The sequence below is a fragment of the Paenibacillus sp. FSL H7-0943 genome (assembly GCF_037963265.1).
Lineage (GTDB): Bacteria > Bacillota > Bacilli > Paenibacillales > Paenibacillaceae > Paenibacillus_AQ > Paenibacillus_AQ odorifer.
Map to the genome: position 1 here is coordinate 3,406,107 of NZ_CP150148.1, position 20,017 is coordinate 3,426,123.

The window sequence follows — 20,017 nt, forward strand, 5'->3', positions numbered from 1 at the left end:
TTGGCGTCTGTGATACCGGATGTGCGACTATGCTGCTTGTTGTGCGTATTGTATTCCCACACGCTCTCTTCACCATGAGCGATCGGACTCAGATGCAGCTATTCGGCTGAATTTTGACTTTTTAGAAGTGTTTCGGACCCCAGAGGCGTTATTTGTTCCAAACATGCGCGATATGAGGGCTTTTCGAGCCAATAGCGACTATAGAGTCCGATAGGTTCTCAAATGAGCCGGATTATGGTTAATAGCGACTATAGGGTCCGATAGACTTCACTCCTGCTTCTAATGCCATTTGTTATATGCTTGGCTTCTCGTTTATTGTTGAATGTGATATTGATTACCCGTTGGCACTACCATTCGATGTATTGAAAGGAGGTTAACGGTGGATTCTCCTTAATCCTAAAGGGTATATTATTAGAAAATTCAATGCAGACAGGAATGTAGATACGATGATTAAAGGTTTCGGAGGAATATTCTGGAGGACTAAGAATCTTGAAGCTACAAAAAAATGGTACAGTGAGGTGTTGAAGCTTGACATTGAGAATTGGAATGGGACTGTGATAAAACCTCAAGTGGGAAATGAGACTATTTTTTCTTTCTTTACCGAGGATGACAGTTATTTTCCAATAGAACAACAAGTGATGTTGAATTTCCAAGTGCATGATCTAAACGAGACGATTAAGCATTTTGAACAGATTGGTGTACCTCTTGCAAAGAAAATAGAGATTAGTGAATTTGGAAAGTTTATTTGGATTGAAGATCCAGAAGGTCGACTGATCGAGCTTTGGGAGAAGTAAGGAGTTGCAGATTATTGCTATTGAGCTAACAGGTGCGTTTTTTTATAAAAGCTCAGTTCAATATCTAATTGTAAATGAATTAGGGAATAAAGTTGAATCAAATCCGTGGGGAATATTTCTTCAAAGCTTTCAGCTCCCAGGAAGAACTTTAACTTCTATCATCTGAGGTACGGCGCTTGCGCTTCATCCACGGCCAGCGAAATACTATTGTCAACCCAAATAGGGAGCATACCGTCGAGGTGTACTCCCTATTTCATTGAAGGAGTTGGAAAATTAGTGCAACATTTCACCTATAACTTATGTCAATAAAGAAGTTATGTAATAAAATCATAAGAGTAGGTGGTAAATTGAAACTTCGTTTAATCACGTTAATATGTTTATTCACTTTCGCATTCTTTATTGCAAATGGACAAGATGCTAAAGCTTTATCCTGTGTCGAGTTAGGAAGTCCCCAAGAAGCCCTAGAGGTCTACGGCGGAGCTATTTACGGTGAAGTAAAACAAATAAAGGTCGATTTGAAACAAGAAGGATTTACGGGGCCAAAAGAGAAAATCAGATATATATTAGTGGATGTTGAACGAAGTTGGAAAACTGAAGTTGACTCTCAAATTATTGTGAGAACAGACTACACTTGGGGTTTTGATTTCAAGGAAGGTAATAAATACTTAATATACATTAGCGAAGTGGATGGCGAATCAAGCAGTAGTCCATGCAGTTCAACAATTGAAATGAATAACCTTAACCAAGCAACAGAACTATTCGGTGAAGGACTTCGACCCAAACAGCAAGTACACCTAGAATATAAGATGTGGTTAATGTTTGAGCAGGATATTGATTTGTATATTGTAATTGCAATAGGACTAGTAGTGATTTCGGTCATTTACCTGAGAGCAAGAAGGAAAAAGGGCTAAGTGTAATTTTATTGCACTAATGGTTAGGATAGTTCAATAAAATTAAGAATAAGATAGCTGAACTAATTACTATTCATTCATAACATGTGAGGTGCGAGTTGAACTTAGTAGAAACAATCATAAAAAGATTTAACCTTAATGTATTAAGTATAGATAATGTTCCTGAGTCCTTTAGTTCACAAGTATACAAGCTGAATCTTACTAATGGAGAAACGGTGTATGCGAAGATCCCTTATAACAGGGATAAAGTATATCGCGAATATCGTATGCTTGAACTGTTGAGGGAGGTATTACCGGTTCCAAAGGTGTTAGACTTCTGGAGTGGGGATGACTTAATTTCTGGTGCATTACTTTTATCTGAGATTAAAGGTATACCATGTACAGGTGCTATTGACGATGAATTAGCATTTCAAATTGGGGTACTTCACGCAAAGCTGCATGAAGTTAAAATGCCGGGATATGGTGTGGAAGGATTAGACGGTTTTCAATTTTTTAATCAGAACAATTGGAGACTTTATATAAGAAATAGCTTTGAAAAATTTATAGAACCTTGCAAGCAAGTCCTTGAGAGAGGACTTTTCGAAAAATGTATTAATTACTTTGAGGGTGCTTTCTCAGTTTTACCTCCTCCTGATGGCCCATGTGTTGTTCATATGGATTTTCGACAAGGTAATATACTAACAAATAATAATATGGTTGTTGGAATTATTGATTTTGAGAGTGCACGGAGTGGATCCTCTGAAATTGATTTCACAAAAATTAACCGATATGTTTGGGAAGTGAATCCTCAAAGTAGAATTTCGTATAAAGAGGGATATTCAACAATTCGTCCTCTAATGGATTTGGAAACAATACTACCCTTTTATGATTTTTACGATGCTTTTGGTGCTGTTGTCTGGTGTAAAAATAGAGGGATTGAAAAGAATAGGGTGTTCCTAAAGGAAAGTATTTCTGTATTGCAGAAATCCGTAGATTGTTGAACTAACGGGAAACGATATTTAAAGACAGTTTAAGACGAGGAGCTACCTGCATGATGGATAGCTTTATTACGTTAAAGGACATGATAGTGAATAAAGGATAGAATAATGGAAATGGCGAATATTAGATCGGCAGTATACTGTAAAATTATTATGATGCAATCATGAATACAATAGCTTATCGTGATATATGGATCACCAGAACTAATAATGAAAAAATCGAAAACCCAAAAAACGTAATGGAAGTGTGTTTATGGAAAATATATATAACAAATTACATACAGCGGAAATACTGAGCCGTATCGAGAATTTAAGTCCTAATTCAAACCCACAGTGGGGAAAAATGAATGTTTCTCAAATGTTGGCTCACTGTTCAGCATTTCAAGACATCGCAAATGGAAACTCCTTTCCTCCTAGAAGTTGGCTAGGAATATTAATAGGAGGGTTTGTGAAATCTATTTTTTACAATGACAAGCCAGTACCACATAATATGTCAACAATTCCGACCATACTTATTTTAGATGATAGAGATTTTGGAAAAGAAAAAGAAATACTGAAACAAAAAATTATAACTTTTCAAAGTAACGGTCCGGAGAATTGTTCATCCCATCCACATCCTTTTTTCGGAAAATTCACTCCGGAGCAATGGGGTAAAGGGATTTATAAACATCTAGACCATCATTTAAGACAATTTGGTGTTTAGTATTTTTTCGCAGTGAATAATAATTGTTTAACGTCGCCAACTTACATATTTTTTATTGACATAAAATCCCTATTACTTTATATTGTATCTAATTACATTGCAATCAAATGCGACGAAGAGGACAAGTAAATCCGGATATGTCGATCAGAGAACTGCCGGTTGGTGCGAGGCAGAGGACACCCGAATCGAACAATCGCCTCAGAGCTGGCTCCCGAAATCATAGTAGGCGGGCCCGGGATTCTGCCGTTACAAAGAAGCATCGTTGTTGGACGATGGCAGCAGAGAGGGTGTATTCATAAATACACCAATCAGGGTGGTAACGCGGAATCTACTCCGTCCCTAATGGGACGGAGTTTTTTGCGTTCTTATAAATAAATAAGGAGGAGTAACAATGTTTCAAAAAATCAATGTCTCCGATCGAATACTTAGCCAGGATATGTTTATTGCTGATGAGGTTCAATACAACCTGATTCACCTTATTTGCGAGTCGAAGAGTTCTACTTGCTTAAAAGATTCTGATGAAACAATGATTTATGCCCAGTCAACGGGACATAACGCATGGCTTTGGAGTTCTAAGGATATTGTCGAGGATAAGAAGGCCGTTCTCTACGAAGAACTTATAGAATTTCTTAAAGAGACTACATTACCGGGAGTATCTGGAGAACCAAAAACAACAGAACGTTTTGCACAGCCGTATTCTCAGGCAAATCATCTTCAATATGAGTCCACGATGACTATAGAATCTTATTTCTGTACAGATCCAAAGAAACCTTTGAACGTAAAAGGTACAATGCAGCAAGCAACGAGAAAAAACCTGGCCATTGTAGCAGAATTTTTGGCGGGTTTCTCAGAGGGGGCTTATGGGGTTTGGGTGAACCCAGAAGCTAAAATTCTAGATGCCAAGAGGATGATTGAGACAGGGAACTTGTATTTATGGTTTGTAGACGATAAACCTGTATCGATGGCGTACATTGCACATAGGTCGGCAAGATATTCCAGATTAAATGCGGTATACACACCTCCGTCTTGCCGGAAAAAAGGTTATGCAAGTGCACTAGTAGCAGAGTTATGTTCTGTTCTTTTATCGGAGGATTTAGTGCCCATGCTTTATGCTGATTTAAAGAATCCTGACTCGAATAAGGTTTATCGAAATATTGGTTTTGTGGAAAGAGGGAAGATTGTTGACATCAAGTTCAAATAGGCACAAAAGGGCTACCGCAAGGTAGCCCTTTTTCTATGATCATTATGTTACTTGGCATTACTTTTATACAATTTCACATAGTTTGTAAGTTCAGCTATCCCGATAAACTGCTTCATTAATTGAGAATTCAATTTTTGTAAGGCAAGCTGAAAGGATACCTCCACTTTTTTGTAGTTATGTGTTTCTATTTCATTCAAAAGCTGTTTCATATTCTCGATATAATAAACAGTTTTCCTTAAACTGCTGATAAGAATAATTTTTCTTAATTCCGTTAAAGTGAAGACTCTGTAGCCATTATCTTTGTTCCTATTCGAAGAGATTAGCCCTTCTTGTTCCCAATGCCGAATAGCTGATGGATTAACTCCTGCCATTTGTGCAACTTCACCAATTGTCATTGAATCTGATACAGTTAAATCTTTGTATTTAGATAAATCAACATCCCGAAACATGCGTAAGACTTCCTCTAACCTTTCTTTTTCCACTTGGGTCTTATGTTGCTCTTGATTGATTGCCCAAAGAGCAGACTCCATCTGCTGGCCTTTTATCTTCCTCATCACATCGTACACAACCGGAATTTCATATCCCTGCAATAATGCTCGAATGGTAATAAAAGCTTGCACATGGATGGAAGTGTAACATCTGCGGTTGCTGGCGGTCCTTGATACATCTGGAATTAAGCCTTGATCTTCGTATCTCCTTAAAGTAGTGGTACTCACATTTAATTGCTTAGCTATCAGTGTAGGTGTATATATCTCTTCCATAAACATCATCACCCCAAAACATTAAAGTTGAACCTTCAAGTGCTACAACAATATTAAATCGAATTTAGGTAGATATATCAAGGGAGGTAGAGGGATAAACCGAAAGATTGCATGAATGTTATATGATACTTTTATAGAACACAAAGGAGTGAGTTCATTGAAAAAGATAATACAATTAGCAAACCAATCAGAAATAGAAGTAGGTATGGCAGGACTTCCAGATTGTTCAACCCTCATGTTACCCATCGCTAAAAAATCTGTGTACAATCAGGAAGCAGAAAACTTAAAGCTATGGGGAGTAGATCCCGAATTAGGTAAACATTTTGTTGAAGGATTAGCGGATACGTTTCAAGTGCTTTATTTCGATTATGAAGGTCATCTATTTCAATATCCAGAGGAAAATCTAACAGCAGATCATATTGTGAAGGATCTTCTCCACATTGCGGATGAAATGAATGTTACAAGCTTTAGTTACTACGGTTATTCCTGGCTTGCGTTGATTGGATTGCAAATGGCTATAAGAACAGATCGCTTGGAGAGTTTGGTAATGGGAGGTTTTCCACCCTATAATGGCCCCTATCAAGAAATGAGGGTTGTGACCCATAAAACACATACACAAGCTTTGAGTAACCAAAATGAATCTGTAGAAAGCCCAACAGGATCGGAGAATCCAAACGAAATGGATTGGGACAATATAAAGGTTACCATAGATACCCGTGTTACAGCACAATTTGTCTCTCTATACCAGAGCCTCACAGCCTTTGATGATCTCAGTATTCAACATTTGCTTAGTCTCCCTAAACTAGCTTTTGCAGGTGGAAATGATACGATTGTTTACGGTGAAAATTTCGGGAGCGTTACCGTTGACATCGTCGGGTTGTTAAAAAAGAATAAGGAGCAGTTGGCGGATTTAGGCTGGGATGTTGAAATCCTTTCGGGAGCCCAGATGGACCATACAAAAGCTATGCAACCAGCAGTAGTCTTACCACTGATTAAGCCTTGGTTTATGAACGTGTTACTAAAAAATACTGGATTGTAATTGTGGCAGATACAAAAATCCAGTGAATAAGGTATCCCAAAAGAACAATACTTTTTAGGGTAAAAGCTTTAATTTGAAGAGATTAAATAGTAAACGATCTATGATAAAATTCCATATGTAATCGCTTACATTAATATATATGGAAGGAAGTGGTGTTGCGAATCTGCCCCAACAAGGAATTGCTTCGACTACTAGAAATACAGACAAGCAGTATGTAGGTATGTAGTGACAAAAAATTTCAGGAGGTAGATTATGTTTAAATTTAACAAGAAAATCGTGACTGTAATTATGGCAGCTTCAATGAGTTTCAGCTTGTTTGCAGCAACCTCAAGTGCAGCGACAGACTATTGGCAAAATTGGACCGATGGTGGCGGGACAGTAAATGCTACTAATGGATCTGGTGGGAATTACAGTGTTACATGGTCAAATACTGGTAACTTTGTTGTTGGTAAAGGTTGGAATACTGGATCCCCATCTAGAACAATAAACTACAATGCAGGCGTCTGGGCACCATCCGGCAATGGGTATTTAACTCTTTATGGGTGGACGAGAAACTCCCTCATAGAATATTACGTCGTTGATAGCTGGGGCACTTATAGACCTACTGGAACTTATAAAGGTACCGTGACCAGTGATGGAGGCACATATGATATATATACGACTACGAGAACGAACGCCCCTTCTATTGATGGTACGGCAACCTTCACACAGTTTTGGAGTGTAAGACAATCCAAGCGAGCAACGGGAAGCAATGTCGCGATCACTTTTGCCAACCACGTTAATGCTTGGAAAAGTTACGGAATGAATCTGGGCAGCAGTTGGTCTTATCAGGTGTTAGCGACAGAAGGATATCAAAGTAGCGGGAGCTCAAACGTAACAGTATGGTAACTTGAGCATCGGACCAGCTCAGGCATCTCCAGATGATTAAAATAACTATTAATCACTGTCATTGCTAAGGTTGTCGGTCCATAGCCGGCAGCCTTAGATCATTCTAGATCATTCAACAAATGATACTTAACTACATACCAGTGGTTGGAAAGGAGATATATCCATGAGAAAACTATTAATTTCTCTTTTAATAGTAGTTGTTATCAGCGCTTGTTCGCAAGAAAAGCCTGAACAGAAGGATACTTATGTATTAGTCAAAGGCGGGGCTTTCATTAACACAAATTCCAACTACAAAAGTACAACTATATCAAATTTTTATATCGGGCAATATGAAGTTACTCAGAAAGAGTGGGTTGAAATAATGGGAAGCAACCCTTCAGCATTCAAAGGCGACAACTTGCCAGTAGAAATGGTTAACTGGTATGACGTAATAGATTACTGTAATAAAAGAAGTATAAAAGAGGGGTTCAAACCCTATTACAATATAGATAAAAATAAAAAAGATCCGAATAATAAGAGTGATAATGATAATTTAAAATGGACAGTAACGCTCAATGCAGGAGCTAATGGTTACCGATTGCCTACTGAAGCAGAGTGGGAATATGCTGCAAGTGGAGGACAGTTAAGCAAAAGTTACACCTACAGTGGAAGCAATAAAGCAGATGAAGTAGCATGGTATTGGCAAAACGCTGGAGACAAATACTTATCAGGAGATTGGAACTGGCCGATCATAGAAAACAACCATAACAAAACAAAATCTATTGGTGGCAAAAAACCTAATGAGCTAGGTCTTTACGATATGTCAGGGAATGTTAGGGAATGGTGTTGGAACTGGTACGGAGATATAGATAGTAAGAGCGGTTCTTTTCGGGTTGTAAAGGGTGGCGGGTGGATCGGCGGCATTAGCAACAACGAGATTTCATTTCGGGGAAAGTTCGAAGCGAATGGTATGGGTCCTGATCAAGGTTTTCGAGTGATTCGTGGTGAGTAAATGGGAACAAGACATACCAAGTATAATCGTAAAAAGCTGAAAAGGGTTTGATTAATAAACAAGCTTTGCGCTCGAATATAATCAATCCCCAATATGTATGTTTGCTATATTTCTTCGATCATTTGGATTAATTTTGACAACGCACTAGAAAAAACCGCGTTCCGGCGATACACAAACCATACCTGCAAATCTCGATATCCTTCAGGCAGACGGTGGGAAGTAATTACTCCCGCCTCTTCGGCCTTGGAAATCGAAGATTGGGGCAGCATTGACACGCCGAGTCCAGCTGAAACCCCACTTAGAATTACATCTAACGTTCCGTATTCCATAATCTTATAAGAGCTCATCCCGCTTTCATTTAGGAAACTCTCAGCTTTGGCACGATGTGTACATCCGACGTCGAAAAACAACATTGGCTTTGTAAGCAATTCGCGCATTTCGCTCTTACCTGGTTGTGAGATAAGCACCAGCTCCTCTTCGAAAGCAACAACATGTTCTATATCAGGCTGGTCAATGGGTCCATAAACAAAGGCTCCATCTAGTTGGTAATCAAGCACCTTTTGTAAGAGGTTATGCGTTTCTCCCGTTATAAGCGATAGATTAACCTCGGGATATCGTAAGTGATATTCGGTTAGCAGAGGTGTCAGATGAGTAGCCGCTGTTGTTTCGATGGAACCTAAACGGAGCGGACCAGCAGGGTGCTCAGAGTATTGTGTGGTTATCACAGCCTCGTCCATTAGTAATAATATTTTGTCTGTATATACCAGTAAGTTCTCACCTGCCGGCGTTAACGTCATCCCTCGATTGGATCGACGAAATAGGGGGATTTTCAGCTGAGCTTCTAGATACTGAATCCGGTTCGTCACATTTGACTGGACATAATTCAAGACTTGAGCAGCCTTCGTTATGCTACCCTCGCGAGCAACCGCTTGAAATATTCTCAAATCTCCACTTTCCATTTCCTTTGCACCTTCTTGGTATGATGATTTATGATAGTCACCTTCAGTTTTGATCATTTTACTGGATTACACCCACTATGTAAAATTTATTATAGATTCATTAATAACAACTTGAGGAAGGGGCTTGGATGATGAAAGCCATTGTACATGCTGGAGAAGGTGGCCTGAAGGGCTTGAACTATAAAGAGATTATGGATAAGAAACCGGGGATTGGAGAAGTGAAGGTTAGGTTAATGGCTGCAGGGCTGAACCACAGGGACTTGTTTATCATGGATGACCGAACAAAACAGGATGTTCCTTTGATTATCGGCTCTGATGGCGCGGGGAGAATTGAAGCAATAGGTGAAGGTGTGCTGGATCATAATGTAGGTGAAGATGTCATCATTAATCCGTGCATCGGATGGGAATATAGCGACAATGTTCCAAACGTTCCAGCCATTGTAGGGGGACCTTCAGAAGGCACATTCGCTGAGTCAATCATCATTCCTGCGCAAAATGCCATCAGCAAGCCAGCTTACCTGTCATGGGAAGAAGCCGGCGTGCTGCCCTTATCTGCCTTAACAGCCTATCGGGCGCTATTCACTAGAGGCCGCTTAAAGAAAGGTGAACATGTTCTTATACCTGGCATTGGTGGTGGGGTTGCGACTTATGCCATGATGATGGCTTCAGCGGTGGGTGCACGTATCAGTGTCACTTCACGCAGTGAAACGAAAAGACAAGCTGCACTCGCTCATGGAGCTGATCATGCGTTTGACAGTCATAGCAACTGGAAGGAAAGCATGAAAGGAGACACCGTTCATCTCATCCTCGACAGCATTGGGCCTGCGACGTTCCCACATTACTTTGATATTATTAAACCCAATGGACGTATTGTTACGTTTGGTGCAAGCTCAGGAGATCGAATCGAAATCCCGACGCGAGCCATATTTTTCCCACAAATTAGTATCATAGGTAGCTCAATGGGAAGTAGTGAAGAGTTTGCGGATATGCTTCAATTTATGGAACACCATTCGATTCGACCTATCATTGATCGAGTGTATCCGTTACAAGACACAGTTCAGGCATTTCACCGAATGCAGCAGGGAGAACAATTTGGTAATATCGCGATAAGAATAGAATGAGCGGAGTCCATTATAACTGGAATTCAAATGCCAAATATATCGATTTCGGAGACAGGAAACCACTTTTTCGAAGCCACATCTTTAAAAAATACTTGAATAGTGTAGGTGCCCTTTGTAGTAAAGGAATATGTATACTCATTGGTTTTGAACCAAAAGTTTTCTTCGCTGTTCTTAATTTGTTGAGCATCAATGGTTTCTGTTTTATCCGCAGGATCGGTGATCACAACCTTAATATCTGAAATTTCTGTTTTTAAATGATCCACCTGTAATAGAGTCGAAAATGCAAAACGTGACGGGCTTTTTACTTTACCAAAAATCTCTCCGTTATTATCGAGCATAACCATGTTTATATTAGGCTTGTAGATTCGAACGGTTTTACCTGATTCATCCAAGGCGAATAGTGCAAATAAATCTTTAGACAACTGTTCAGTCGTCAAGGAAATCGAACCTTCGGACAATATTGCGGGCTGTTTTTGAAGCACATTATTCAAATATAATGAAACTTCAGATGAGCCAGCTGCAGCATAAATTACGGTTCCCGGTAAAATCATGATGCAAAATCCTAAAAGAATCAGCTTCCTTATTTTTCTCAATGATTTTCCCTCCTATAGAGCTTTATGTTAATTATACCCATAAGATGGAAGATAGTTTCTTTTACACAATTAATAAAATATAAGAAGGTCAGTAGAGGGAAATACCCTTACCTGACCTTCTTGGTGTTAAATGAGAGAGTTATTATTTGAACCGTCTAATGGTAAATTGAAAAGCCGTTCCTTTTCCCTGTTTGCTTGTAACCAATATTTTTTCTCCCAGACCATTTACAATTTCCTCGGCGATAGCAAGCCCAAGACCACTTCCTTTTTCATTATGGGACTGTTCACTTTTGTAAAATCTTTCAAAGATATAAGGGAGGTGCTCTTTTGCAATGCCGGGTCCATTGTCTGATATCTGCACAGTTACAACCCTCGAATGCACAATAGCATCAAAAGTTATTTTCCCATCCTCCTGAACGTATTTCATGGCGTTATCCATCAAAATATTGACTAATTGCAACACTTTATCTTTATTAGAAAAAACATCTGGAAGGTTTCTGGCGTTATCTGTAATCTCAAATACAATGCCCATTTCATCGGACAAGAAAGAGTATTTAGACTCAATAAGCATGACTAATTCCTGAGTATCTATTTTTTCTTTATTCCAAGTTTCTTTTTTATTTTGCATTCTTGATAATTCCAGTACATCATAAATCAATCGTTGCAAGCGCGCACATTCGGATAAAATAATTCCATAGTATTTATTTGTTTTTTCTTCATCTTGAATCATTCCATCTGCCAGCGTCTCCGTTAAAGCTCTGATAGAGGCAATGGGAGATTTCAGCTCATGGCTAATATTCGCTATATAATCCCGACGAGTCTTTTCAAGCTGCTTCATCTCCTTTAGATAGGAGGATATAAAGAAGCTGATTATTAGTGTGCCTAACAGAAGGGTACCTGTAAAAACGTAATAGAAGCCATTCAATACCGCCTGAAATTCACTACCAGGTTCTAATAAAAAGACGACTCCGACCGCTTGTTTATCCTGAATAATAGGTGCACCTACGACAATGGATTTACTCGGAAACCCATTAATATTTTTAATCGCAGCGAATTTATTGTACTTAATTACTTCGGGAATATAATCTATAAGGGCATCCTTGAATTCTTCCGATGTAACATTGAAAAAAAGATGCTTATTTTCGTCACCAGGTGAAAGGTCATTCCCCTCTAAATCATACACCTTCATAAGATACGGTTTAAAACCTCGAATGCTCATCTCATTTTGTGCCATTTCAGCAGCTATAGCAGAGGCCTGAGGCAGCATATCTTTTAATTTATAATTCAAAAAAAGCTGTTTAATAATCAAGGTTCCTCCAAGTTGTCCTAAAATGAAACAAAAGAGGATGGCCAGATAAATCACTTTTTTGTTGGAAGTTACTTTTTTCATGTGGAAGTCTCCATTTTGTAGCCCATCCCATAAACAGACTTGATTTCAAATCCCAAATTCTTTTCAGGCAGTTTTTTTCTCATTCTTTTTATGAGATTATCAACGGCTCTAGTATCACCGAAATAATCATAACCCCAGACCTTATTTAAGATTTGTTCTCTTGAAAGCACCTTGTTTTTATTAATTGTAAAATAGATAAGCAATTCGATCTCTTTAGGTGTGAATTCCATTCGTGATCCATTAATTTTGATATTAAAAGCATTTCGGTCAATCTTCATTTCTCCCAGCGTCAGGATGGCGTCTTCACTTGGAAAGGTGTAATGAGTGCGTTTTAAAATGGTTTTTACTCTTGTGACGACCTCCCGGGGGGAGAACGGTTTTGTAATATAGTCATCTGCACCAATTTCCAAGCCTAATATGCGGTCAGTTTCCTCACCTTTTGCGCTCAGCATTATAATCGGGACGTTACTAGTCAAGCGAATCTTACGGCAGACCTCTGTCCCAAAAAGTCCAGGCAGCATAATATCTAGAATTATGAGATCAAAATGCTGATCTTCCAATTTGTAAAGAACTTCCTCACCATTGTATACGGATTCATATTCCATATTTTCCGCCTGTAAATAAGCAGATATGCTCTCATGTACAGCTATATTGTCATCACAAATTAGTATGTTCACTTTACCCTGCATAGCTACCACCTTTATTCCGATATCTTGGACCTTATTGTATGTAAATTGTCTAAAAGGAGCAAGGAAGACTGCATGTTCGTGAGGGAAATAATCGCATTCTAAATGGAATGGAAAGAGACCGATTGAAGGATCGGCCTCTTGTAACCAGAATAAGTTACTGTTCTATTATTTATTACTGTCCTTATAGATGTTAGAAGTATCTATACTTATGGTGTGCGTTCCAGCATCCCATTCCAAATTAAAATCAAGTGATTTTGCAATATCCCTCAGCTTAAAATACTCACTACCGCCGATATTATAGCCCGTTACTGAAATCTCTTGTCCGTTCAAAGTTATCTTAGTGGCTGTCATAACACCGGTCTTTGAACTAGTATTTACAGATGCTGAAAGTTCAATGCCCGTCGGAGTGTACGTTTTGTCAGATGTAATGTTTAAAGTATTCGTATTTTCATCCGATGTCACTTCAAACTGTTGTGTAGTGTTGTTTACAACCATAGCAATGTCCCGTAATTTAAAATAGTTGCTGCCGTCGATATTGTACGCGTTAACAGATATCTTGTTACCATTCACCAACAATGATGATTTGGAAGGAATGGCAGCTGCGGATGCTTTTGGTGAAGTAGCACTAACCTTGTCCGCCCAAGCAAAAAGCTCATCCAGATCGTAATCTCCGCTGTGTGGAATATCCCAAGCCATTGCAAAGTCAACGTTTGAACCTTTGTTCTCAAGCTCTGTTGCCAATATAGTAGAAACAGCGAGGGAAGTATCACTATCCTTGGTTCCCATCCGAATCCGCCAATTATTTGTAGTGGTTGTTCCCTCAGTGCTGATATAGTTCATTGGATTCATCATTTTCACTAGATTCTGGTCAGCAAGTGTTCCCCCCGCTGTATCATGCTCCAAACCGAACTGAGTAAAATGCTGGGCAGCGACATTCGCTGTGCCGAATAGATCGTTTTCACCATTGCTCAGGTCTAAACCGTCAAAGGCTCCAGGCAGTTTCATTCTGCCCAAGTATGCAAGATATTGATCATAGTCGATATCCGTAACAGTGCCATTTTCAATGGTGATCCAGGTTTTGTCGGACAGATCTGTACCCGATTTTAACGCTTTTTGCGCTGAAGTGATCACAAAAGCTTTGATGTAATCTTTAAAGGTGCCATTGCCGTCCGCATCCATCTTCAAAGCTGTTCCGTCAGTATTCGTAAGTCCTAGACTATTGACGTATTCAGGGAACATAGCTTCCAGTTCGTTAGATACCTGAATCTGATCCTCCGTCAATGTTCCTTCTACCAACTTTCTTTCCATGTTAAAATCCGTATTTCCGGAGAAATCAAGTTTTTCATAAGTGTTAATTCCGTTGAATTGCCACTCATAAGCTGCATCTGCGTTATCTAGATTCGTAATCGGCGTGTAGGCCGAAACGGCAAAAACGTCATCACGCTCATCAGCTGCTCCGATCGCTTCCAAATAAGGCTCATATTCCGCATTGTTGCCGGTAGCACCCAGTAATGCGGAGAGCGCGCCGCCAGCACTTGTGCCGTTAGAGATGATCTTCTCGGCGTCACCAGGCATAATGTCGTCGTTAAAGCGAAGGTAGCGGACAGCCGCCTTCAGATCTACGATAGCTGCGGGTGCCTTACCAGTGTAAACACCTTTTTCGTCCTTTGTAGTTCTACCGCGAGCGCCTGGAGATGCGACCACATAACCTTTGGACAGGGCAACTGCGATAGCGCTGGGAGATTCAGATGAAGGTGTTCCTGCGTTTTCGTCTTTACCCGCAGCGGGTTTATTCAATTCCGTTCCTGTATCGGCGCCTGGGGCTGCTGCGGATTCCTTGTCTGTTTTCGGAGCGCCGTTCTGTGGACCTGCCCCCATACCCATTCCTTTACCTGTTTCAGTACTACCTGGCTGAGCAGGCATATACCCGCCAACCTGGTTTGGGAAGAAGATAGGTGCGGTATCGGCGGTGTAACTACCGATCGACTTACCCTGGAAGTATTCCTCAGGGACATAGACGTTCATAGTTTCATAATTAATATCTACAGGGTTCTTTACATAAACGATATTCTCATATGCCCGATAAGTGACGGATTGACCATCCACCGTTATGGTCTTTGTAGTATAGTTAGTCGCATTGAATTTCAAGCTATACTCGCTGTTAGTTGCTGCACTTGCAGATCCTGTAGCGAAAGAGAGGCTCATCAGAGAACATGTGAGGATAGGGGCAATCCATTTTTTAAGTTTCATTTCGTATCTCCTTTTTCTAAAAATAGTAGATAATCTCATCAGTCTCTTTTGTACTAATCTGAATGATCCAGTGTCATATACCAACTCCTTCTTTTAAGGCCAACAAACGTTATCAATTAACTCTACTCAGGAGCTCGGATAAGAATGTAACAAAACATTGTGGCATAAAAATAGCATTGGTACTGGATTTCATTTGACAGTAGAGATGAGTTTGGTAAAATTTACATAGGTTATATCAATAGGAGGTTAGCAATGGATATCGCCATTGAGTTAATTGAAAGTATGTTGGTTAAATTTAGATCGGAAAAGAAATGGACGCTCCAAGCAATCGAGCAATGTACCCAAGAGGATATTACATGGTCCCCAACCGTGGAAAGTAACAGTATTGCAAATTTAGTTGCTCATATTAGCGGGGCAGTACACTCACGAATTGAAACCATTCTTTTAGATATTCCTGATACAAGAGATAGAGAGAGGGAGTTTGAAAGAGGTCTAGAAATGACAAAAGAACAAGCTATAACCATGACCAGGGATGCTTTTGATATTATTATCCAATACCTTGAACGGCTCCAATCTAACCCGGAGTTATTGATGTCACAACCCTTTCTTAATTTGCCACCACTTACATATAGCCAAGTAAATAACGAGACCACTGCTCTTAATCTCATGATAGCGATGGTGAGAGAAGTCCATTATCATACAGGCCAAATCATCTATGCAGCAAAAATAAGAAAGGGACAGCTTGTATGGCAATAATAGTTTAACTAGAGGAACGCTGCATACACTAACAAAGGACTGCCAAGAGGCAGTCCTTTGTTCACTCTAACTAGAATCCCCTCACACTGCTAGGGGTTACTTTTTTATGCTTTTTGAAGGTGCGGCTGAAATAGTAGATATCGCTGAAGCCAGTAGTGGTAGCGATTTCAGAAATCGTTAGCTGGGTATGGCGGAGCAAATAATCTGCACGGTCTAAACGGACAGCATTTACATATTCCGATATCGTATGCCCAGTTAGTTCCTTAAAGAGACGGCTGAAATGGAAGCGGCTTAGCCCCGTTAGCGCCGCAAGTTCGTCAACTTGAATCGGTTCTTGGTAATGGGTATCGATATATCGCAAAACAGGTGCGAAGCGTTCAACGGTCTGAATACGCCTCTCTTGCTCAGCTTGTGAGAGTACGGTGACGATATGTCTGCGCAACAACAGCGTTAACAGGCGGTATAGCTCGGACTTGACGGCCAGCTCGTAACCAAATTCGCGACGTTCCAGTTCCCGAATAATCGCCAAAGCACAGTCAGTAATATGCTGATCCCCCCGGATATGGTTACGTAACAGCAGCTGGTTCCGCTGAATCGGGGCGATGAACTTGGTTTCGGCAGCGTCGCTTACCGCACTATGCAGCAAAGAAGTATCTGCAATAATCGCATAATACAATAAATCAGAAGAAGCGCTTACCCCATAATGCAGCTCGTTGCTGTTCACAGCAACTAAATCGCCAGCCCGAACGTTGATCGGTGTTCGTCCGCACTCAAAAACAGCCTCACCACTCTCAATAAATATAAACTCAAGATGCTCATGCCAATGATGTGGGAACAACATAACTCCTTCTTGGTGGAAACGCTGGGTATGTACTTTAATCGGAAACTCGGGATCCGGCATGTCCATGGGTTCCTGTAGATGTTTATCATAGTCCAACATTTATAGACTGCACCTCCTATAGCACAATTGTACAAATGAAACCGCAAGGCTCTGCATGGTGTTTAGGGTTGAAATCATTATAATACGAATCATAACCTATGCAAAATAAAGGAGCGAGTGTTAATGGATAAGATCAAAATTGGCGTAATAGGTACGGGCTCTATCTCCGGCATGCACTTAAGTGCTTATCGGAATAATCCGCAGACAACCATATATGCGGTATGTGATCTGAATGAAGAACGTGCACGCGAAGTTGCTAAAGAATATAACGTCGAGAAGGTATACACGGATTATCGTGAATTACTGGCCAATTCCGAAATAGATGCAGTCAGCATCTGCACATGGAACAACTCTCATGCCGAGATCAGCATCGCGGCGCTTGAGGCAGGCAAGCATGTGCTTGTGGAAAAGCCGCTTTGCCGTACGGTTGAAGAAGCGCTTCAGGTACAGCAAGCAGTGGAAAAGAGCGGCAAGATTTTGCAAGTAGGCTTTGTACGACGTTATGACTCCAATGCCCAGCTCCTTCAGACGTTGGTGGAACAAGGAGAATTCGGCGAAATCTATTATGCAAAAGCAACGACGTTCCGGAGACTAGGCAATCCCGGCGGCTGGTTCAGTGATATTGAACGCTCCGGCGGCGGACCGCTGATCGATATTGGTGTCCATGTGATTGATCTATGCTGGTATTTGATGGGCCGTCCGAATCCAGTATCGGTAAGTGCTAATACCTACCGGAAGCTCGGCAATCGTTTTAATATTAAGAATCTCTCATTCTATAAAGCCGCCGATTACGACGCAGCGAACAATACGGTGGAAGATTTAGCGAATGCACTGATTCGCTTTGAGAATGGAGCTTCGCTAATGGTCGATGTCAGCTTTACACTGCATGCCAAAGAAGACGAGCGTTCGGTACGCCTGTATGGTGACAAGGGGGGTTTTGAAATTGATCCTGAGATAGTCATTGTTAAAGAACAGGCGGATACGATCGTCAATACCTATCCGCAGACCGATAATAAGGGGTTTGAGTTCAACAGTGCATTCCAGAATGAAATTAATCATTTTGCTAGCAACATCAGTACCGGCTCTACACCAATTAGTCCTGTGCAAGACGGCGTTACAATCATGAAGATACTCGGCGCGATCTATGAATCCGCAGCCAAAGGTGAAGAGGTGAAACTATGAAGTTAGGAATCAGCACTTACAGTTTGCATTCGGCTTTTTCAACGGGTGAGCTCACGCTTGAAGGAGTCATTGAGACGATCGCCGATCTGGGCGCAGAACATGCGGAGATTGTACCTTTGGGTATCAATTTGGTTGAAAATCCTGAGCTAATTGATCAGATTGTACGAACAGCAGCGGGTCGTGGACTAGAGTTATCCAATTATGCTATCGGGGCGAACTTTGCCGGGCTGGAGACAGCGGAAATGCAGCGGGAAGTCGAGCGGGTAAAGCGGGAAGTAGACGTGTGCGCGGCATTAGGCATTCAGCGGATGCGGCATGATGTAGCCTCCTCAAACGATCTATCCATCACGCATTTTTTGGAAGAGCTTCCACGTTTGGCTGAAGCCTGCCGAGAAATTGCTGATTATGCCGCAGGTTTAGGCATTACGACCAGTGTGGAGAATCATGGATACTTTATTCAGCACAGCGATCGTGTACAGGCGCTGGTTCATGCGGTGGGTAGAGATAACTTCCGTACAACACTCGACATTGGGAACTTCCTGTGCGCAGATGAGAACCCGCTAATAGCTGTACCTAACAACATCAAGCTTGCTTCAATGGTGCATTTCAAAGATTTCTATATTCGTCCGCAAGACCGCCAGCCTGGCGAAGGTTGGTTCCAATCCTCCGGTGGGAACTGGTTGAGAGGTGCCATCGTTGGTCAAGGAGACATCGATATGCCGAGTGTAATTCGAATCGTTAAGGAAAGCGGTTACGATGGATATATCTCTGTAGAATTTGAGGGAATGGAAGAGTGCCGTAAGGGAACAAGACTGGGGCTGGAATACATCAAGCGGGTTTGGAACCAAATCTAATTCATTATACTGGAGGATTATGCCATGGTTAAACCAATTATCACTAATAAAATCGGTGTTATCGTAGACAGCTTTCAGGTTGGAGTGAAAGAGGGATTGCGCAAGGCAAAAGAAGCTGGGGCAGATGGAGTTCAGATTTATGCGGTACAAGGCGAATTTGATCCCGCTACTCTCTCTCAGTCAGCACGCCGTGAATGGAAGGATTACATTGCTTCGCTAGGTTTAGAAATCTCTGCCCTCGTTGGAGATTTAGGCGGACATGGCTTTCAGGACCCTGCCCAGAACCGTGCCAAAATTGAAAAGTCCAAGCGCATTATGGAGCTGGCCAAGGAGCTAGGTACAGATATCGTAACTACACATATCGGTATTGTTCCTTCTAACCCTGCCAGTAAAATCTATGAAACCATGCACATTGCCTGTGAGGAACTTAGCAGATATGCACATGAGATGAATTCTTATTTTGCGATTGAGACTGGGCCAGAACCCGCTGCACGTCTGAAGACGTTCCTCGACGGTCTGGGTTCCAGAGGGGTTTCCGTTAATTTTGATCCGGCCAATATGGTCATGGTGACTGGTGATGATCCGGTGCAAGGTGTTCATACTCTAAAAGACTACATTGTACACACCCATGCTAAAGATGGTCTCAAGCTTGCCGATATCGATCCACGCGATGTTTACGGTCAATATGGTTATGAAGCACCAGCATTAGACCATGAGAAAATCGCTGAAATGGCCGAGACCGGCTCGGCATTCCGTGAAGTTCCGCTCGGAGCGGGTTCTGTTGATTGGAACAACTATCTGCAAGCACTGAACGACATCGGTTATACAGGATTCCTGACCATAGAACGGGAAGTTGGCACTAATCCGGAGGAAGATATCCGCCAGGCTGTGAATTTTTTAAAGGGTTTTCGGGTCTGAACACGGTAGTGATAAAGAATAAATAGTTCATCCAAACAGTCCCTGTGAAAAAAGATCCTACATCCATTGGGACTGTTTGTGTTATAGATTGTGCGGGAAA

General features: G+C 41.0%; 20 protein-coding genes and 1 other annotated feature. Of the genes, 13 read left to right on the plus strand and 7 right to left on the minus strand.

The genetic code is table 11. From position 1 onward, the window contains the following. The first annotated feature begins 446 nt into the window (after window positions 1-446). From NSQ55_RS14920 to NSQ55_RS14940, 5 genes are all read left to right on the plus strand, one after another. A complete protein-coding gene (locus NSQ55_RS14920; protein ID WP_076125591.1) occupies window positions 447-794 on the plus strand; it encodes a VOC family protein in 348 nt (115 codons plus the stop codon). Between the two features lie 347 nt (window positions 795-1,141). Further along, the gene (locus NSQ55_RS14925) at window positions 1,142-1,705 is read left to right on the plus strand and encodes a hypothetical protein (RefSeq protein ID WP_076190356.1); all 564 of its coding nucleotides are present in this window, start codon (window positions 1,142-1,144) and stop codon (window positions 1,703-1,705) included. Window positions 1,706-1,803: 98 nt separating this feature from the next. Then, complete coding sequence (locus NSQ55_RS14930; protein WP_076190355.1) at window positions 1,804-2,685, plus strand: aminoglycoside phosphotransferase family protein; 882 nt, start codon at window positions 1,804-1,806, stop codon at window positions 2,683-2,685. A gap of 250 nt (window positions 2,686-2,935) precedes the next feature. Then, a complete protein-coding gene (locus NSQ55_RS14935; RefSeq protein WP_076125859.1) occupies window positions 2,936-3,385 on the plus strand; it encodes a DUF1569 domain-containing protein in 450 nt (149 codons plus the stop codon). A 103-nt stretch (window positions 3,386-3,488) separates the two neighbouring features. Further along, window positions 3,489-3,729, plus strand: a binding site (T-box leader). Window positions 3,730-3,776: 47 nt separating this feature from the next. Then, a complete protein-coding gene (locus NSQ55_RS14940) occupies window positions 3,777-4,586 on the plus strand; it encodes a GNAT family N-acetyltransferase (RefSeq protein ID WP_339174311.1) in 810 nt (269 codons plus the stop codon). A 47-nt stretch (window positions 4,587-4,633) separates the two neighbouring features. Here NSQ55_RS14940 and NSQ55_RS14945 read toward each other — a convergent pair whose 3' ends face one another. Next, entirely contained in the window at window positions 4,634-5,347 is a 714-nt protein-coding gene (locus NSQ55_RS14945) for a MerR family DNA-binding transcriptional regulator (protein ID WP_076302082.1), read from the minus strand. A gap of 157 nt (window positions 5,348-5,504) precedes the next feature. Here NSQ55_RS14945 and NSQ55_RS14950 point away from each other — a divergent pair, with 157 nt between their 5' ends. The 3 genes from NSQ55_RS14950 to NSQ55_RS14960 all read left to right on the plus strand — a co-directional run bounded on the left by NSQ55_RS14950 (window position 5,505) and on the right by NSQ55_RS14960 (window position 8,265). Beyond that, window positions 5,505-6,386 (plus strand): alpha/beta hydrolase, encoded by an 882-nt coding sequence (locus tag NSQ55_RS14950; RefSeq protein WP_339174315.1) that lies wholly within the window; start codon window positions 5,505-5,507, stop codon window positions 6,384-6,386. A gap of 252 nt (window positions 6,387-6,638) precedes the next feature. Next, on the plus strand, window positions 6,639-7,274 hold the full coding sequence (locus NSQ55_RS14955; protein ID WP_036677315.1) for a glycoside hydrolase family 11 protein: 636 nt from the start codon (window positions 6,639-6,641) through the stop codon (window positions 7,272-7,274). A gap of 163 nt (window positions 7,275-7,437) precedes the next feature. Further along, a complete protein-coding gene (locus tag NSQ55_RS14960) occupies window positions 7,438-8,265 on the plus strand; it encodes an SUMF1/EgtB/PvdO family nonheme iron enzyme (protein WP_076280618.1) in 828 nt (275 codons plus the stop codon). Between the two features lie 104 nt (window positions 8,266-8,369). Here NSQ55_RS14960 and NSQ55_RS14965 read toward each other — a convergent pair whose 3' ends face one another. Further along, the gene (locus tag NSQ55_RS14965; RefSeq protein WP_339174521.1) at window positions 8,370-9,224 is read right to left on the minus strand and encodes a LysR family transcriptional regulator; all 855 of its coding nucleotides are present in this window, start codon (window positions 9,222-9,224) and stop codon (window positions 8,370-8,372) included. Between the two features lie 131 nt (window positions 9,225-9,355). Here NSQ55_RS14965 and NSQ55_RS14970 point away from each other — a divergent pair, with 131 nt between their 5' ends. Further along, window positions 9,356-10,345 (plus strand): zinc-binding dehydrogenase, encoded by a 990-nt coding sequence (locus NSQ55_RS14970; protein WP_076302135.1) that lies wholly within the window; start codon window positions 9,356-9,358, stop codon window positions 10,343-10,345. Between the two features lie 23 nt (window positions 10,346-10,368). On the opposite strand, the gene NSQ55_RS14975 is transcribed toward NSQ55_RS14970, so the two are convergent. The 4 genes from NSQ55_RS14975 to NSQ55_RS14990 all read right to left on the minus strand — a co-directional run bounded on the left by NSQ55_RS14975 (window position 10,369) and on the right by NSQ55_RS14990 (window position 15,267). Then, window positions 10,369-10,938 (minus strand): hypothetical protein, encoded by a 570-nt coding sequence (locus tag NSQ55_RS14975; RefSeq protein WP_076125581.1) that lies wholly within the window; start codon window positions 10,936-10,938, stop codon window positions 10,369-10,371. 142 nt (window positions 10,939-11,080) lie between these two features. Beyond that, window positions 11,081-12,328 (minus strand): ATP-binding protein, encoded by a 1,248-nt coding sequence (locus NSQ55_RS14980; RefSeq protein ID WP_339174319.1) that lies wholly within the window; start codon window positions 12,326-12,328, stop codon window positions 11,081-11,083. After that, complete coding sequence (locus NSQ55_RS14985) at window positions 12,325-13,017, minus strand: response regulator transcription factor (RefSeq protein ID WP_076184620.1); 693 nt, start codon at window positions 13,015-13,017, stop codon at window positions 12,325-12,327. Before NSQ55_RS14985 ends, NSQ55_RS14980 begins: the two co-directional genes overlap by 4 nt. A 165-nt stretch (window positions 13,018-13,182) precedes the next feature. Further along, the gene (locus tag NSQ55_RS14990) at window positions 13,183-15,267 is read right to left on the minus strand and encodes a subtype B tannase (RefSeq protein ID WP_217696903.1); all 2,085 of its coding nucleotides are present in this window, start codon (window positions 15,265-15,267) and stop codon (window positions 13,183-13,185) included. 252 nt (window positions 15,268-15,519) lie between these two features. On the opposite strand from NSQ55_RS14990, the gene NSQ55_RS14995 reads away from it, so the two are divergent. Next, window positions 15,520-16,023: a DUF1572 family protein gene (locus tag NSQ55_RS14995; protein WP_036677310.1), complete on the plus strand. Its 504-nt coding sequence runs from the start codon at window positions 15,520-15,522 to the stop codon at window positions 16,021-16,023. A gap of 70 nt (window positions 16,024-16,093) precedes the next feature. On the opposite strand, the gene NSQ55_RS15000 is transcribed toward NSQ55_RS14995, so the two are convergent. Further along, complete coding sequence (locus NSQ55_RS15000; RefSeq protein WP_076125575.1) at window positions 16,094-16,963, minus strand: AraC family transcriptional regulator; 870 nt, start codon at window positions 16,961-16,963, stop codon at window positions 16,094-16,096. A 123-nt stretch (window positions 16,964-17,086) separates the two neighbouring features. Here NSQ55_RS15000 and NSQ55_RS15005 point away from each other — a divergent pair, with 123 nt between their 5' ends. From NSQ55_RS15005 to NSQ55_RS15015, 3 genes are read left to right on the plus strand one after another with little or no spacing between them, the layout of a single operon-like run. Further along, window positions 17,087-18,145: a Gfo/Idh/MocA family oxidoreductase gene (locus NSQ55_RS15005; protein WP_339174324.1), complete on the plus strand. Its 1,059-nt coding sequence runs from the start codon at window positions 17,087-17,089 to the stop codon at window positions 18,143-18,145. Beyond that, window positions 18,142-18,999: a sugar phosphate isomerase/epimerase family protein gene (locus NSQ55_RS15010; protein ID WP_076125572.1), complete on the plus strand. Its 858-nt coding sequence runs from the start codon at window positions 18,142-18,144 to the stop codon at window positions 18,997-18,999. The genes NSQ55_RS15005 and NSQ55_RS15010 overlap by 4 nt, the downstream gene beginning before the upstream one ends. A gap of 24 nt (window positions 19,000-19,023) precedes the next feature. Beyond that, entirely contained in the window at window positions 19,024-19,917 is an 894-nt protein-coding gene (locus NSQ55_RS15015; protein ID WP_036677301.1) for a sugar phosphate isomerase/epimerase family protein, read from the plus strand. Window positions 19,918-20,017: the final 100 nt, after the last annotated feature.

Excerpts from the sequence above, each read along its gene's own strand:
- NSQ55_RS14920 (WP_076125591.1), top strand. The coding sequence starts at position 447 with ATGATTAAAGGTTTCGGAGGAATATTCTGGAGGACTAAGAATCTTGAA.
- NSQ55_RS15015 (WP_036677301.1), top strand. The coding sequence starts at position 19,024 with ATGGTTAAACCAATTATCACTAATAAAATCGGTGTTATCGTAGACAGC.
- NSQ55_RS14965 (WP_339174521.1), bottom strand. The coding sequence starts at position 9,224 with ATGGAAAGTGGAGATTTGAGAATATTTCAAGCGGTTGCTCGCGAGGGT.
- NSQ55_RS14940 (WP_339174311.1), top strand. The coding sequence starts at position 3,777 with ATGTTTCAAAAAATCAATGTCTCCGATCGAATACTTAGCCAGGATATG.
- NSQ55_RS14945 (WP_076302082.1), bottom strand. The coding sequence starts at position 5,347 with ATGGAAGAGATATATACACCTACACTGATAGCTAAGCAATTAAATGTG.
- NSQ55_RS15005 (WP_339174324.1), top strand. The coding sequence starts at position 17,087 with ATGGATAAGATCAAAATTGGCGTAATAGGTACGGGCTCTATCTCCGGC.
- NSQ55_RS14980 (WP_339174319.1), bottom strand. The coding sequence starts at position 12,328 with ATGAAAAAAGTAACTTCCAACAAAAAAGTGATTTATCTGGCCATCCTC.
- NSQ55_RS14985 (WP_076184620.1), bottom strand. The coding sequence starts at position 13,017 with ATGCAGGGTAAAGTGAACATACTAATTTGTGATGACAATATAGCTGTA.
- NSQ55_RS14990 (WP_217696903.1), bottom strand. The coding sequence starts at position 15,267 with ATGAAACTTAAAAAATGGATTGCCCCTATCCTCACATGTTCTCTGATG.
- NSQ55_RS14935 (WP_076125859.1), top strand. The coding sequence starts at position 2,936 with ATGGAAAATATATATAACAAATTACATACAGCGGAAATACTGAGCCGT.
- NSQ55_RS15000 (WP_076125575.1), bottom strand. The coding sequence starts at position 16,963 with ATGTTGGACTATGATAAACATCTACAGGAACCCATGGACATGCCGGAT.
- NSQ55_RS14955 (WP_036677315.1), top strand. The coding sequence starts at position 6,639 with ATGTTTAAATTTAACAAGAAAATCGTGACTGTAATTATGGCAGCTTCA.
- NSQ55_RS14970 (WP_076302135.1), top strand. The coding sequence starts at position 9,356 with ATGAAAGCCATTGTACATGCTGGAGAAGGTGGCCTGAAGGGCTTGAAC.
- NSQ55_RS14960 (WP_076280618.1), top strand. The coding sequence starts at position 7,438 with ATGAGAAAACTATTAATTTCTCTTTTAATAGTAGTTGTTATCAGCGCT.
- NSQ55_RS15010 (WP_076125572.1), top strand. The coding sequence starts at position 18,142 with ATGAAGTTAGGAATCAGCACTTACAGTTTGCATTCGGCTTTTTCAACG.
- NSQ55_RS14995 (WP_036677310.1), top strand. The coding sequence starts at position 15,520 with ATGGATATCGCCATTGAGTTAATTGAAAGTATGTTGGTTAAATTTAGA.